Source organism: Pedobacter sp. SL55, assembly GCF_026625705.1.
In the GTDB taxonomy this organism is placed as follows: Bacteria; Bacteroidota; Bacteroidia; order Sphingobacteriales; family Sphingobacteriaceae; genus Pedobacter.
This window is the reverse complement of sequence record NZ_CP113059.1, coordinates 161322-174667: the sequence shown is the minus strand read 5'-3', so window position 1 is coordinate 174667 and position 13346 is coordinate 161322. Positions and strand designations below refer to the sequence as shown.

The following is a 13346-nucleotide window of genomic DNA, read 5'->3' as shown; positions in this document are numbered from 1 at the left end:
TGATGGTAATATAATGGTAATTTAAATTACTTATTTAAAAAGTAGTTTTCTTCTAGTGTTACAAACAAAATATAATGGATAAGGTTTTAAGAAAACTACCCCTAAATGGTTTAATTCTAATTTTTGTTAATTGTAATTTGTATGTTTAATTTATGAATGTAGTTGATTTTAAAATCTCATACGAAACTTACGAAAATATAAATGAACTTTCTGCCGAAGACAAAGAATTGTGCATCAGGGCAGAAGAAGCTTTAAAAACGTCGTATTCGCCCTATTCTAAATTTAAAGTGGGTACGGCAATTCAGCTTGCCGATGGAGAGATTGTGTTAGGAAGTAACCAAGAAAATGTGGCGTATCCGTCTGGATTGTGTGCCGAACGAGTGGCACTTTTTGCTATAGGCTCAAATAAGCCTGGTGCTGTAGTAAGCACAATGGCTATTACCGCCTTTACAGAAAACTTCGATATCAAAAAACCAGTAACCTCTTGTGGCGCCTGTTTACAGGTAATGGCCGAGGTTGAACAAAAACAAAAATCGCCAATTGCAGTAATTTTTTATTGTTTAAACGGACAAATTATTAAAGTAAGTGGAGTAAGAAGCTTGCTCCCATTTGTATTTGTAGAAGATCGCTTGGCAGGTTCTCTTTAATTGTTATAGGTAGTCAAATCATTAACAGTAAACAACTTAATGCCTGGTCTTAAGTTGTTTTAAATAGGTAGATGTAACTGTTTTTGATATGCAAATATAGGGTCCAAATTATGTAGACTCAATAATAGGTGTACTTATGCCCTTTAGAAAAATCATGCCATCTTCTGTATGGTAGTTAAATTGATATTTTTGCTTTTTTAATAGAAAAACTGTTGATTTTTTTCCCAATAAAAAGTAAAAGTGGGTTTTCTTTTCCTAAACTTCCTATCTTTAAAATTCTAAAACAAAACTAGTATGAAGAAGATTAACATGCTGTTGTGCTTTGTAATTATGATATTATTTTTGGCTTGTTCTACTAAAAAGGCCGATTTGGTAATTTACAATGCCCAAATTTATACCGTAAACGAATATTTTGAGGTGGTGGAGGCAATGGCCATTAAAGATGGGAAGGTTTTGGCCTTGGGGAAATCCGAGGATATCAGAAAAACTTACCCGGCCAACGAAGAAGTAGATGCCAAAGGGAAAGCTGTTTATCCAGGATTTATTGATGCCCATGCTCATTTTTTTGGTTACGCGGAAAGTTTAAATAATGCCGATTTAACAGCTACCAAATCCTGGGAAGAGGTGTTGAGTAAATTGCAAGTGTTTGCCAAAAAGCAACCAGAGGGCTGGTTAATTGGTAGAGGCTGGGACCAAAACGATTGGCCAAATAAACAATTCCCCACTAAAGAAAAACTAGACGAGCTATTTCCAGACAGGCCAGTTTTATTGCACCGTATAGATGGCCATGCTGCTATAGCCAACCAAAAGGCATTAGATGCCGCAAATATTACTAAATCTTATGAGCTAACAGGTGGCGATATTGTGGAAATTGACGGCAAACCTACCGGAATGTTGATAGACAATGCCATCAACTTGGTAAGTGCTAAAATTCCAGATTTGACCAAAGAAAGGAGGAAAGAGCTTTTGCTACAGGCACAGCAGAATTGCTTTGCGGTAGGCCTTACCACAATTGATGATTGTGGTTTAGATTATGCAGCGGTAGAGGGCATTGAGCAATTGCAAAATGAGGGTAGCCTAAAAATGCGATTGTATGTAATGCTTTCTGATGCGGATAAAAACTACGATTACCTAATTAAGCGAGGTAAAATCAAAACAGATAGACTAAACGTTAGAGGCTTTAAAGTTTATGCCGATGGTGCTTTAGGATCGAGAGGTGCTTGTTTGCTGCATCCTTATGCCGATATGCCCAATAAAAAAGGCTTCTTGCTAAGTGATTTGACACATTTTGAGCAAGTAGCCAAAAAAATCTACGAAAACGATTTTCAGATGTGTACCCACGCCATTGGCGATTCGGCAAATCGTGCTATTTTGAAAATCTATAACAATATTTTACCAAAAGATAACGATAAACGATGGCGTATAGAACATGCGCAAGTAGTTAATCAACAAGATTTTAAGTTGTTTGGGGCAGCTAAGGTAGTGCCTTCGGTACAGCCAACCCACGCTACTTCAGATATGTATTGGGCGCAAGATCGTTTAGGCAAAGACCGAGTAAAAGGTGCTTATGCCTACAAACAATTGTTGCAGCAAAATGGTTGGTTACCTTTAGGAACAGATTTTCCGGTAGAGCAGATTAACCCTATGCTTACTTTCTATGCCGCAACAGCTAGAAAAGATGTAAGCGATTATCCGAAAGGAGGTTTTCAGCCAGAAAACGCGTTAACTGCCCAAGAAACTTTAAAAGGCATGACCATTTGGGCCGCTAAAGCTAACTTTGAAGAAAAGGAGAAAGGAAGCCTAGAAGTTGGTAAATTAGCCGACTTTGTAATGATGCAAAACGATGTAATGAAAGCTAACGCAAAGCAAATTTTAGAGAATAAAGTAATTAGAACCTACGTTAATGGAGAAAAAGTTTATGAAGAAAAATAGTCTGTCGGGCATATTTGCCATTTGTTTAACTGCTGTAATTACAGTTACGGCTTGTGCTCAAGATCATAAACAAAATCAAAGTCGTTTAAATAAAATTAACGAGGTGGTAAAGGGTACCGTGCTGCTAAATAACTATAAAAAGTTAATTCCAGTAGTAGGTTTAGCAGATAGACGCTTTGTTTCTATTGATTTAGGCTACAACAACCAGATCGGTTTTGATAGCTTGTTGAATAAGTACGCACCAGTGGTTACATTAAATGCAGCAAAATATGCCGATTCTACTACCCTTAACGATTTAGAAGATGATGTGAAATTCTACAGTAAGCTTAATTGTGGCTTTAAATAGCGAAATGGCCAGAAATGGAAAGTACATCAACTTTGTTGAAAGTTTAGCGAAGAGTAAAGAAGTAATTGTAGCACTTTTTGGAGATGGCAGCGCTTTAAGCTCATTTGATCAAATTAACGCTCCTTTGGTTTGGAGTTCCGAAGATAATGAAGAAGCGGCTTTGGTAGTTCCACAGTTTATTTTTGGAGGAATTGCCGCAAAGCAAATGCTAAATAAAACCTATTCTACCAAGTACGCTAAAGGCACTGGTTATCTCACTACTGTCACACGTTTAAAATATACCGTGCCCGAAGATGCAGACGTAAACAGCAACGATTTGAAAGAGATTGATGCGATTGTTAACGAAGGTATTGCAAAAAAAGCTTCGCCAGGCATGGTGGTTCTGGTAGCTAAAGATGGAAAAGTGATTTATAATAAAGCATTTGGTTACCATACTTATGAAAATCTACAAGCCGATAAGGTAACTGATATTTTCGATTTGGCATCGGTTACTAAAACCACTGCTACTACACCAAGCGTAATGCGTTTGGTAGAGCAGCAAAAATTAAAATTAGATACCAATGTTGGGTATTACATTGCCAAGGCCCGTACATCGCCCATGAACAATATCAATGTGAGAGAGGTAATGCTGCACCAGGCGGGGTTTATTCCATATATTCCGTTTCATAATTATGTAAAAGAAGGCGATTACAGTAGAGATTCTTCTGCGGCTTATCCTACTAAAGTAGCTGATAATTATTACATCAAAAAAGGGTTCTTTAACGATTTTATGTGGCCTAAAATGCTTAATTCGCCTATAAAAACCAGAGGTAGTTATGTATATAGCGATATTAGTATGTATGTAATGCAAGATATTGTAGAGCATATTTCTGAAATTCCCGAAGACCAATACGTACAAGAGCAATTTTACAAACCTTTGGGTATGCAAACCGCAGGTTACCTGCCTAGAAATAGATTTTCTAAAGATAGAATTGTACCTACAGAAGACGATAAAGTGTTTAGGAAAACCTTGCTAGAAGGCTATGTGCACGATCAAGGTGCGGCTTTAAAAGGCGGTGTTGCGGGTCATGCAGGCTTATTTGGTAGTGCAAACGATTTGGCCATCTATAATCAAATGCTATTAAACAAAGGCACTTACGGCGGCGAACAATATTTTACACCTCAAACGGTAGAAATGTTTACCACAAAACAGTCTAACGTTAGCCGTAGAGGTTTAGGTTTTGATAGGCACGATCCAGATTTGACCAAAAAATATCCTTCAGAATTGGCCTCTCCAGAAACTTATGGGCATACTGGTTATACCGGTATTGGCGTTTGGACAGACCCATCACGTAATATGATCTACATTATTTTAACCAATAGGGTGCACCCTACGGTAAGCGAAATGTTGGGTAGGTTAAACATTAGGCCACGTATACAAGACGTGGTTAATAAGGCGATAGATAAGGGAAAGAAATAAGTTGATTTGTCGTCATTTCGAACTTAGGGAGACATATCATAATCGTATTTAGCTTTAAACTTTTTAGAAAAGAGTTAAGAGACTTACGAAGTTTTTAAAACTTCGTAAGTCTTGTTAGTTAAAAGGTATTGATGCCAATCTTCTGTAGGTGCTGGTAAACTTCCGTTGTTAAATAAACCCTATTGTAGCGGGCATGAAGCCTTTGCGTAGCTAGGCGGAGTAAAGCGGAAAGAGGGGCTGATGTGGCCAAACCTTCTAGCTTACATTTTCTATTTCTTCAAAAACGCTATCAATTTCTGCATGGCCAAAGCCCGGTGACTAATTTTGTTCTTTTCGCTCATTTCCATTTCGGCAAAAGTAACATCATACCCATTGGGCACAAAAATGGGGTCGTAACCAAAACCATTTGTTCCGCTGGGAGCTGTTCTAATTGTGCCTTCAATTATGCCCTCAAAAAAGTAATTCTCCCCATTTTTTAATAAGGAAATTACCGTTTTAAATCTAGCTTTTCTGTTAGTTAGGCCATCCATTTTTTTAAGTAGAAACTCTAAATTAACTGTATCGTTTTTTACGCCACTATATCTTGCTGAGTAAATGCCAGGTTCGTTATTTAACGCATCAACTTCCAATCCACTGTCATCCGCAAAGCAATCTAATCCAAAATTCTCGAAAACATAGGTGCTTTTTAAGGTAGCATTTTTGGCAAAAGTATTACCCGTTTCTGGAATGTCTACCAAACAATTAATGTCTTTCAGGTTAAGTAAGCTTTGTAGTCGGGTGCCAATATTTTAGCTACTTCTTCTGTTTTGTGTGCGTTGTTGGTAGCGAATACCAGTTCTTGTGACATATTATGGGATTTTGGTATTGATAAATTAAAGGTATGCTTCTTGGGCGTTTAGGGCAACTGATTATTGATAACTGCAAACTTTAAATAAGGTTTTTTTAACGTTGCCCATAGTGCTTTTTTAGCAGTGAGGTCGGTATCTAAATCGTGCAAATTGTGTGTAAAAATCATTTTAATGCTGTTTACCACATTCAGCTGGTGTCGCAGTTGTTCGGCCAAGCCCAAATTTACCGGCGTAACCCCAAATGAAATAACTAATTTACAAGCAAAAAACGAATGCAAATGCTCAAACTTAGCATCAGTATAATTGGCATAATTAACCAACGCAAAATCGGCATTTTTTAGGTTGATGGATAAAACCAATTTCCTCAACAATTCGGTGCCTTGAGGGCTGCTCACGGGGTTTTGCACATCGTTTACCAAAATTAGGATAGACTTTTCGTTTTTGCCCAAGTATTTAAAATCGAAAGTGGCAGGGTAAGCGGCTGCAGGCTCTTCTAGTTTTGGTAACGTAGTAATTTTTTCGGTTTGGCTTGTTGCCAGTTTAGGTAGTGCTGTTTCTTGTTTGGTTACTAAGTCTGGGGCTTGCTCAATTTCATGACTAGCTTGGCTCGCTAATGCAGTAGCATCCGCTGTTAAATAAACATCGTCGTTAAAAAATAAACGTAAAGCTTCTGCGTTAGTTATAAGTTGATTGCTATTCATTTTTATGAAAAAAATTTCTGTTAAAATTAGTTAAATATCTTATTATAGCACCTTAAATTGTTACTTTTATCCATTAATTAACAAACGCATCTTTTGTGAAGAAAGCCTTTTTAGTTCTGTTTTTTACTGCTGCGGGAAGTATTTTGTATGCTCAAAATATAGCTACAATAAACAATAATCCCATCAGTTGCAAAGAGTTTCTTTGGGTTTACAAGAAAAATCATGTTGGCGAAACTAGTTTAAACCAAAAAGATTTGGCAGCCTATTTAGAGCTGTACATTAATTTTAAATTGAAAGTTGCCGAGGCAAAAGCTTTAGGTTTAGATACCGATGAAACCTACAAGCAAGAAATTGCAGGGTATGAAGAAGCTTTGAAAGCGCAGAAAAAGTTTTCTGTTGATGCCGCAGAGTACGCTTACCTTATGAATGAGTATAGAGAAGGCGTATTGATGTTTAATTTATGTGAACAAAAAATATGGGGAAAGGCTCAAGATGATGAAAATAAATTGAGAACTTTTTACTTAAATAACGCTAAGAATTATCAAGACAAGCCATTTGAAGAAGTAAGGGGACAGGTTGTTGGAGATTACCAAGAGCAGCTCGAAGCCAATTGGGTAGATAGCTTGAGATCTAAATACAAGATAAAAATTAACCAGGCAGAGTTAAAAAAAATGGCGAAAAACTAAACAGTTGGTGGTTAAAGGTTAACGACATATTAAATCAGTTAACCTCTCGGTAGCTATGGGGATAAACAATAAAAACAATTAACCACCAATAATAATTTTAACTTTGCAAATTATACAACAGAATTAGCATACTAATGAAGAAAATTTTATCAATAGCAAGCCTACTAATTTGCTTGTTTTTGAACGTTGAGAGCGTTAAGGCACAACCAAAACCTAACCTAGATAAGGTAGTAGCCGTAGTAGGGAGCAATATTATCTTATTGTCTGATTTAAACCAACAATATGCTATCTATTTAAACCAGGGAAATCCGGCAGACCCAAAAGCTAAATGTTACTTTTTACAGCAAATGTTAGTGCAAAAGTTGTTAAAGCAACAAGCCGAGATTGACTCTATTGTGGTAGAAGAAGGCCAAGTAGATGACGAGCTAGATAAGCGCATGCGCTACCAAGTACAACGTATGGGTGGACAAGAACGTTTGGAGCAATTTTTGCAAAAATCTTTGCTGCAATATAAAGATGAAATGCGACCTGATATCAAGGAAGGATTGATTGCGCAAAAAATGCAAGCAAAAATTACCGAAAATATAACGGTAACACCTTTAGAAGTAAAAAAATATTTTGATACTTACCCAAAAGATAGCTTGCCCGATATTGGTGCAGAGGTTGAAGTTGGAGAAATTGTTTTGCAGCCAAAACTAACCAAAGTAGAAAAGCAACGTTTTTACGATAAGTTAGAAGCCATTCGCCTACGTGTTAAAAGTGGAGAAGATTTTGGGTTCTTAGCTAAAACCTATTCAGAAGATCCTGGTTCTGCTGCCGAAGGTGGAGATTATGGTTTTATAGACAGGCAAACCATGGTAAAGGAATTTACCGCTTGGGCATTTAAATTAAAAGCGGGAGAAATGTCGCCGGTATTCGAAACGGAATATGGCTACCATATTCTTCAAGTAATTGAACGTAGGGGAGAGCAATCTCATGTGAGACATATCTTGGTTCGTCCGCAAAATACCCCGCAAAGTTTAGAGCGAGTGAAACTAAAAGCAGATAGTATTTATAAAGATTTAGCAACTAAAAAGTTGCCATTTGCAACCGCTGCTTCGCTATATTCTGATAATAAAGAAACGCAGTACAATGGTGGTATGATGCTGTATGCAGATAATCAAACTGCCAGAACTACACTAATGCCAGTAGAGAAATTAGACCCAGCTGTATTTGTGGTAATTGATACCATGAAAGTGGGAGAAGTTTCTAAGCCTACTCAGTTTAACGACCAACAAAGTGGTAAAGAAGGGTATAAAATCTTCTTCTTAAAGTCTAAAATTGCGCCGCACAAGGCTAGTTTAGAACAAGATTATCCGAAGTTTAAAGAGAAAGCTCAACAGCAGAAAGAATCGAAAGTAATGAGCGAATGGTTTGAAAAACGAAAAGAAACTACTTATATTAGGGTTGACGAGGAATTTCAAACTTGTGACGAATTGAAACTTTGGGTTAAAAAAGATAAAGACAGTAAGTAGCCAATGCAGTTTAAAAATGAGGTAGAAGCCGTTGATGCCCTGCATCAATCATTTAAAAATATACATGCCGAAATAGGCAAGGTTGTAATTGGACAAGACGAAATTGTGAAACAAGTGCTCATTGCTATTTTTAGCAATGGGCACTGTTTGTTAGTAGGTGTGCCAGGTTTGGCCAAAACCTTATTGGTTCAAACGGTAGCTAATGTGCTCGATCTCAATTTTAATCGAATTCAGTTTACACCAGATTTAATGCCTAGCGATATTATTGGTGCAGAAATTTTGGGCGAAGACCGTCAGTTTAAATTTATAAAAGGTCCTATTTTTTCAAATATCATCTTGGCTGATGAAATTAACCGTACACCGCCTAAAACGCAAGCCGCTTTGTTAGAAGCCATGCAGGAAAAGGCCGTTACAGCAGCAGGAGTTACCCATGGTCTGCCTCAGCCGTTTTTTGTACTGGCAACGCAAAATCCGATAGAGCAAGAAGGCACCTATCCTTTGCCAGAGGCGCAGTTAGACCGTTTCATGTTTAATATTTCGCTTGGTTATCCAGCATTCGCTGATGAATTGACTATTGTTAAAAACACCACAAGCAATGCTACTATGGCCTTGCAAAAAATTATTAATGCCAGCGAAATCCAGTATTTTCAAAAGTTGATAAGAAATATTCCGGTAACGGATAACGTGTTGGAATACGCAGTAAAGTTGGTCGCTAAAACACGCCCCAATAGTGAGTTTGCAACGGCAGAAATCAATAACTTTATTTCTTGGGGTGCTGGGCCTAGAGCTTCGCAATTTTTAGTGTTGGGAGCAAAATGTCATGCCGCTATTTCGGGTAAATATGCTCCAGATATTGAAGATGTACAAGCTGTAGCCGAAGGTATTTTACGCCACAGAATTGTGCGTAATTACAGGGCAGAGGCAGAAGGCTTAACAACCGAGCAGATTATCAAAAATCTTTTCTAGCTATTATCATCATAAAGTCTGATTAGGGTATTAAAATATTTGATGCCGTAGATTTTGTATATTTGTATGGTATGAAAATTACAAGAAACACCGTAGCAAAAACCGAAATCAAAAAACTGATTCATACTTCTGATGTGGCTTTATCGCATGCCGAGATACAGGCTGCTTTAAATGACTTGTGTGATAGGGTTACCATTTATCGAGTATTAGACCGACTGGTGGAAGACGGTGCCGTACATAGAATTGTGAACGTAGATGGTGTAATTAAATACGCAGAATGCCATGATTGTGAAAAACAGCACCATCATAACCACGTTCACTTTAGCTGTGAAAAATGTAAATCTGTAACCTGTTTAGAGGATATTGAACCAACTTTTAAATTACCGCAGCAATATCAAGTTAAGGAAGTAAACTTTACCCTTTCGGGTTTGTGCCCTAAATGCTCCTAGCTTATTGTTCTTCTATAATCGATTTCCCTTTAGAATAGTCGCCAGAAGTCCATTCCCAAGTTTCATGAAGCCTGATTTTTCCACTTGGTAATATTTCTGGAACAGAAAAGCATTTGCCAGTCATCAGCTCTCCGTTGTTATTAATTTGATGATAGCGCATATCTATGTTACCTTGTTGGTCTACTAAACCAATTAAATGGCCGCTTATCACTTTTCCACCGCTGTAATACGATGTAAGTATGGATCCGTTTTGTTCGTAAATAAAAACAGTTTCGTTAGAGGTTTCTCCGTTTTCGGTATTGCTAATTGGTCTAAAAACCTTTTGATTGTAATTAATCATGATGCGGATAAAATTATTTATTAGAAGCCTTAACCATCTAAGTGCTACACTTCATATTTTCATAGGTTTTATTTGTAGTGGCTATGGTAAATGCCGTATTTGTTCTTAAAACTTAATTGCCAACTTGCCAATGGTAGTTCCCGATTCTAATTGTTCGTGAGCTTGCTTTAAGGTTTCGGCAGAAAGCCCAGTTAACGTTTGGGTTAGCGTATGTACTAAAACACCTTCGTCAATTAAATCGGCTACTTTATTAAGAATGTGATGCTGCTCAATTATATCTTCGGTTTGGAAGGTAGAGCGAGTGTACATAAACTCCCAAGAGAAGCTAGCACTTTTGGTTTTCAACTTATTCAAGGCAATTGGTGTGGCACTTCCAGTAATGGAAGCAATATGGCCTTGCGGTTTGATAAGTTCTGCCATTTCATCCCAATAGGCATTAGTGTCTACAAAATCAACAATAAAATCTACGTATTGGAAACCTGCATTTCTAACTTCTTCTGTGAGGTTTTTATGATTTACCACTACATCTGCGCCCATCTGTTTGCACCATGCTATGCTTTCTGGTCTAGATGCGGTTGCAACAACCTTTAAACCAGCTATCTTTTTGGCCAATTGAATAGTGATAGAACCCACACCACCTGCACCAGCAATAATTAGCAAAGTTTTGTCCTTATCCTTTTCTGCACTGATACGAATTCTATCGAAAATAATTTCCCAGGCTGTAAGTGCAGTAAGCGGCATTGCTGCAGCTTCAGTATGGTTCAAGCTTTTTGGTTTTTTGCCTACAATTCGTTCGTCAATAACTTGATATTCGGCATTACAACCGGGTTTGGTAATGTCGCCAGCATAATAAACTTCATCGCCCACCGCAAATAAAGAAGCTTCATTTCCAACAGCTTCTACTACGCCACAGGCATCCCATCCAATAATTTTAGGTGTTGCCAGTTCAGTGTCTTTTGCTGCATTCTGCCTAATTTTATAATCTACGGGGTTTACTGCAATGGCATTTATTTTTACCAAAAGCTCATGTCCTTGTGGACTTGGTTTTTCAGTTTCAAAATCTATAAAGCTATTTGTTGCGGCTATGGGAAGGGAAGTTTTAAATCCTACTGCTTTCATAAAAATTAATGTTTTAAACAAATTTAAAAGAGAAGCGCAATTCCGTTGTCATTAGAAAGTTGTTTTATTTTAATCTAAAATCTTTTTCTTTGCGTTCTTTTCTAATAGTTCAAAAACTTTGCGGTATAATATTATCCGCAAAGAAAAAAAGAGGTTCGCAAAGAGCGCAAAGATTTACTAATAGGTTTTTGTAAAATAAACCCGATTGCGTGTAAATACTTTTTGTTGCTACTGCCTTTGTTATGATAGGAAACTTGACGCAAAAAGATTGCAACAAAAGCGGGACTTACTTAAATGCTTGCTTGTTTTTTGCTTTTCTAAAGAATAAATTAAAGTGAGTTGTTGATGTTTGTTTATCAGTGTCTTATGTTTTTAGTTGTATTAGGAATGGTCGTCATTACGAGCGCAGTTGAGAACTAAAAGAAAGCAGAGCTAAATCTTTGGGTCATTTATCAGAAATTATCCCTCTAAAGATTTCTCCACTCGCTTCGCTGCGGTCAAAATGACAGATCAAGAGCCAAAACTCACATTAAATTACTTGACTTCGAAATCTAGCCTAATAGAAAATACATTGCTGTAAAGTGCATCGGAGGCATTACCCACATTGGTTAAAGCGTAATCTAAAGAAAAATTCTTGATTTTGATGCCCACGCCCATGTTGGGTTGATAGGTGTAGATTTGTTTTCCTGTAAAATCTGTGGATTTTTGAATATTACCCACGCCGCCACGTAAAAAAATAGTTTTCTTGAAATCAATAGAAAGTCCAACGGTGGGGTCTGCACTTACCGGATCTGCACTTACCAACACGTTCCTTTGCCCATCGGTAGTTAAGTTTACATTGGTTTCGGCCATGATGTTGAACTTTTCATTTAACGAAGTACCGTAAGCTGCCCCTAAAACAATGCGAGGCATGGTAGTTTCGGTAGAATTTTTAGGAATGTCGTTGCCGGTAGTGGCGTAAACTGTAGAAAGCTTATCGGCATTGTAGCTCCAAGAGTTAAAAGTAGAAGTAATATCTTTACCAACTGCCGCAAATTTCCATTTACCTTTTTGGTATTGTAGCCCCGCATCTAAGCCAAAGCCCCAAGATTTACCGTACTCGCCAACCACACGACGGATGATTTTTACGTTAGCACCATAACTTAAACCATCGCCGGCGCCCAAACCATTTTTGCCTTTTTTGCGGGCGTAAGAAAAGATAAAGGCATAATCTGCTGCCGAAAACTTCTTTACCCTATCATAATTGATATTTCCATCGGCATCAATAAGTTCAGAAGTGTCGGGAATATCATCTACACCAAAACGTAACACAGAGGCGCCAACTACAGCGGTATTGTCTTGCACCGAGGTGGCAAATGCACCATAATCGTATTTGGCAATACCCGCAAAATATTCGGAGTGCATAAAGCTCACTTGTCTGGGTGTTTCCATACGGGCCAAGCCTGCGGGGTTCCAATAACCTGCAGTTACGTCGTTTACGCTTGCCGCCACCGAACCCGATAGGCCAAAAGCAGTTGAGCCAACGCCTATGTTTAGGAACTCGTTACTGTATTTCCTTTGAGCATTTGCAGAAGCGGCAAAAAGAGATAAAAGAATGATTAGGTGACGTTTGCGCATGGTTTATGTTAACCGACTTTCTATTTCATCAAATATAACCATAAAATCAATTTCTAATTGTTTTTTGTAAAATTCTAATACCGAGGTTAAATCTGAAGTGTGTTTTTCGGTAAAAGGATGTTCCCATAAGCGCATACAAATGCGTTGCAGAGCATAGCTGATATTCTCTAGCTTTTGATAGCTGAGGAGGTAGCGGCTAGATTTAAAGCTGTTAAAAAACTTGAAAAAACGGTCGGTGTCATCGATATTACAGCTGCGCAGAAAATCTGCAAGTTCTTCTTCTTTTACTGTTTCCAAATTATCGTAAAACGAATTAATGTTGATTTTCTGGTGCTCGATCAAGAGATGGTCTAACAGCAGTTCTACCCCAATGTGCGCTAAAAACGAAGGACGAACTGGGCTATCTTTCAATATTGGAATAAGTAACAGTTTTAGTTTCTGCATTTTGTTATTAAAGAAGTTAGATGAATGAAATAAAAGGTCTACCTTGAGGTGTCTTTTCCAGCCTTGCAGCAATTCTTCTAATCCTCTTTTTTTAAATAGTTCTATATGCTTCTCAGGATGAGCATTCCAGTTTTTGTTCGCATTTTTCAAAAGGTCGGGCAAAATAGTACCAATAACGATATTGGCGTTAGGCGTATTTCTGTCGAAGTAAAAATGCGAAAGGAAATTCATATCTGTAAATATAGCCATATAGATTGTTAGTTGTTTGGTTGTTTTGT

14 protein-coding genes are annotated in these 13346 nt (G+C 37.6%); 8 read left to right on the top strand and 6 right to left on the bottom strand.

What is annotated here, in order from left to right; translation table 11 throughout:
- Window positions 1–152 precede the first annotated feature (152 nt).
- From OVA16_RS00770 to OVA16_RS00755, 4 genes are all read left to right on the top strand, one after another.
- Window positions 153–647 carry a cytidine deaminase gene (locus OVA16_RS00770; RefSeq protein ID WP_267763037.1) on the top strand — a complete coding sequence of 165 codons (495 nt, stop codon included), beginning with the start codon at window positions 153–155 and terminating at the stop codon, window positions 645–647.
- 294 nt (window positions 648–941) lie between these two features.
- The gene (locus OVA16_RS00765) at window positions 942–2579 is read left to right on the top strand and encodes an amidohydrolase (RefSeq protein ID WP_267763035.1); all 1638 of its coding nucleotides are present in this window, start codon (window positions 942–944) and stop codon (window positions 2577–2579) included.
- Window positions 2566–2925, top strand: a complete 360-nt coding sequence (locus tag OVA16_RS00760; protein WP_267763033.1) for a hypothetical protein — start codon at window positions 2566–2568, stop codon at window positions 2923–2925. The genes OVA16_RS00765 and OVA16_RS00760 overlap by 14 nt, the downstream gene beginning before the upstream one ends.
- A gap of 4 nt (window positions 2926–2929) precedes the next feature.
- On the top strand, window positions 2930–4384 hold the full coding sequence (locus OVA16_RS00755; RefSeq protein ID WP_267763031.1) for a serine hydrolase domain-containing protein: 1455 nt from the start codon (window positions 2930–2932) through the stop codon (window positions 4382–4384).
- Window positions 4385–4653: 269 nt separating this feature from the next.
- On the opposite strand, the gene rdgB is transcribed toward OVA16_RS00755, so the two are convergent.
- Both rdgB and OVA16_RS00745 read right to left on the bottom strand, forming a co-directional pair.
- Window positions 4654–5121, bottom strand: coding sequence for an RdgB/HAM1 family non-canonical purine NTP pyrophosphatase (rdgB, locus tag OVA16_RS00750; RefSeq protein ID WP_324288461.1), 468 nt, complete (start codon window positions 5119–5121; stop codon window positions 4654–4656).
- Window positions 5122–5279: 158 nt separating this feature from the next.
- The gene (locus tag OVA16_RS00745) at window positions 5280–5933 is read right to left on the bottom strand and encodes a hypothetical protein (RefSeq protein WP_267763029.1); all 654 of its coding nucleotides are present in this window, start codon (window positions 5931–5933) and stop codon (window positions 5280–5282) included.
- Between the two features lie 95 nt (window positions 5934–6028).
- On the opposite strand from OVA16_RS00745, the gene OVA16_RS00740 reads away from it, so the two are divergent.
- The 4 genes from OVA16_RS00740 to OVA16_RS00725 all read left to right on the top strand — a co-directional run bounded on the left by OVA16_RS00740 (window position 6029) and on the right by OVA16_RS00725 (window position 9548).
- Window positions 6029–6619, top strand: a complete 591-nt coding sequence (locus OVA16_RS00740) for a hypothetical protein (protein ID WP_267763027.1) — start codon at window positions 6029–6031, stop codon at window positions 6617–6619.
- 134 nt (window positions 6620–6753) lie between these two features.
- Window positions 6754–8133 (top strand): peptidylprolyl isomerase, encoded by a 1380-nt coding sequence (locus OVA16_RS00735; protein ID WP_267763025.1) that lies wholly within the window; start codon window positions 6754–6756, stop codon window positions 8131–8133.
- A gap of 3 nt (window positions 8134–8136) precedes the next feature.
- Window positions 8137–9099 carry an AAA family ATPase gene (locus tag OVA16_RS00730; protein ID WP_267763023.1) on the top strand — a complete coding sequence of 321 codons (963 nt, stop codon included), beginning with the start codon at window positions 8137–8139 and terminating at the stop codon, window positions 9097–9099.
- A gap of 71 nt (window positions 9100–9170) precedes the next feature.
- Window positions 9171–9548: a Fur family transcriptional regulator gene (locus OVA16_RS00725; RefSeq protein WP_267763022.1), complete on the top strand. Its 378-nt coding sequence runs from the start codon at window positions 9171–9173 to the stop codon at window positions 9546–9548.
- Window position 9549: 1 nt separating this feature from the next.
- On the opposite strand, the gene OVA16_RS00720 is transcribed toward OVA16_RS00725, so the two are convergent.
- The 4 genes from OVA16_RS00720 to OVA16_RS00705 all read right to left on the bottom strand — a co-directional run bounded on the left by OVA16_RS00720 (window position 9550) and on the right by OVA16_RS00705 (window position 13317).
- Window positions 9550–9888: a n-acetylglutamate synthase gene (locus tag OVA16_RS00720; RefSeq protein ID WP_267763020.1), complete on the bottom strand. Its 339-nt coding sequence runs from the start codon at window positions 9886–9888 to the stop codon at window positions 9550–9552.
- Between the two features lie 105 nt (window positions 9889–9993).
- Window positions 9994–11007, bottom strand: a complete 1014-nt coding sequence (locus OVA16_RS00715) for a zinc-binding alcohol dehydrogenase family protein (protein WP_267763019.1) — start codon at window positions 11005–11007, stop codon at window positions 9994–9996.
- Between the two features lie 534 nt (window positions 11008–11541).
- Window positions 11542–12624: a hypothetical protein gene (locus OVA16_RS00710; RefSeq protein WP_267763017.1), complete on the bottom strand. Its 1083-nt coding sequence runs from the start codon at window positions 12622–12624 to the stop codon at window positions 11542–11544.
- 3 nt (window positions 12625–12627) lie between these two features.
- Window positions 12628–13317, bottom strand: coding sequence for an ACP phosphodiesterase (locus OVA16_RS00705; protein ID WP_267763015.1), 690 nt, complete (start codon window positions 13315–13317; stop codon window positions 12628–12630).
- Between the last annotated feature and the right edge of the window lie 29 nt (window positions 13318–13346).

What these genes read in the sequence shown, in the direction of transcription:
- OVA16_RS00770 (WP_267763037.1), top strand. Translation starts at nt 153, where the DNA reads ATGAATGTAGTTGATTTTAAAATCTCATACGAAACTTACGAAAATATA.
- OVA16_RS00755 (WP_267763031.1), top strand. Translation starts at nt 2,930, where the DNA reads ATGGCCAGAAATGGAAAGTACATCAACTTTGTTGAAAGTTTAGCGAAG.
- OVA16_RS00720 (WP_267763020.1), bottom strand. Translation starts at nt 9,888, where the DNA reads ATGATTAATTACAATCAAAAGGTTTTTAGACCAATTAGCAATACCGAA.
- OVA16_RS00760 (WP_267763033.1), top strand. Translation starts at nt 2,566, where the DNA reads ATGAAGAAAAATAGTCTGTCGGGCATATTTGCCATTTGTTTAACTGCT.
- OVA16_RS00765 (WP_267763035.1), top strand. Translation starts at nt 942, where the DNA reads ATGAAGAAGATTAACATGCTGTTGTGCTTTGTAATTATGATATTATTT.
- OVA16_RS00705 (WP_267763015.1), bottom strand. Translation starts at nt 13,317, where the DNA reads ATGGCTATATTTACAGATATGAATTTCCTTTCGCATTTTTACTTCGAC.
- OVA16_RS00725 (WP_267763022.1), top strand. Translation starts at nt 9,171, where the DNA reads ATGAAAATTACAAGAAACACCGTAGCAAAAACCGAAATCAAAAAACTG.
- OVA16_RS00730 (WP_267763023.1), top strand. Translation starts at nt 8,137, where the DNA reads ATGCAGTTTAAAAATGAGGTAGAAGCCGTTGATGCCCTGCATCAATCA.
- OVA16_RS00715 (WP_267763019.1), bottom strand. Translation starts at nt 11,007, where the DNA reads ATGAAAGCAGTAGGATTTAAAACTTCCCTTCCCATAGCCGCAACAAAT.
- OVA16_RS00735 (WP_267763025.1), top strand. Translation starts at nt 6,754, where the DNA reads ATGAAGAAAATTTTATCAATAGCAAGCCTACTAATTTGCTTGTTTTTG.
- OVA16_RS00710 (WP_267763017.1), bottom strand. Translation starts at nt 12,624, where the DNA reads ATGCGCAAACGTCACCTAATCATTCTTTTATCTCTTTTTGCCGCTTCT.
- OVA16_RS00745 (WP_267763029.1), bottom strand. Translation starts at nt 5,933, where the DNA reads ATGAATAGCAATCAACTTATAACTAACGCAGAAGCTTTACGTTTATTT.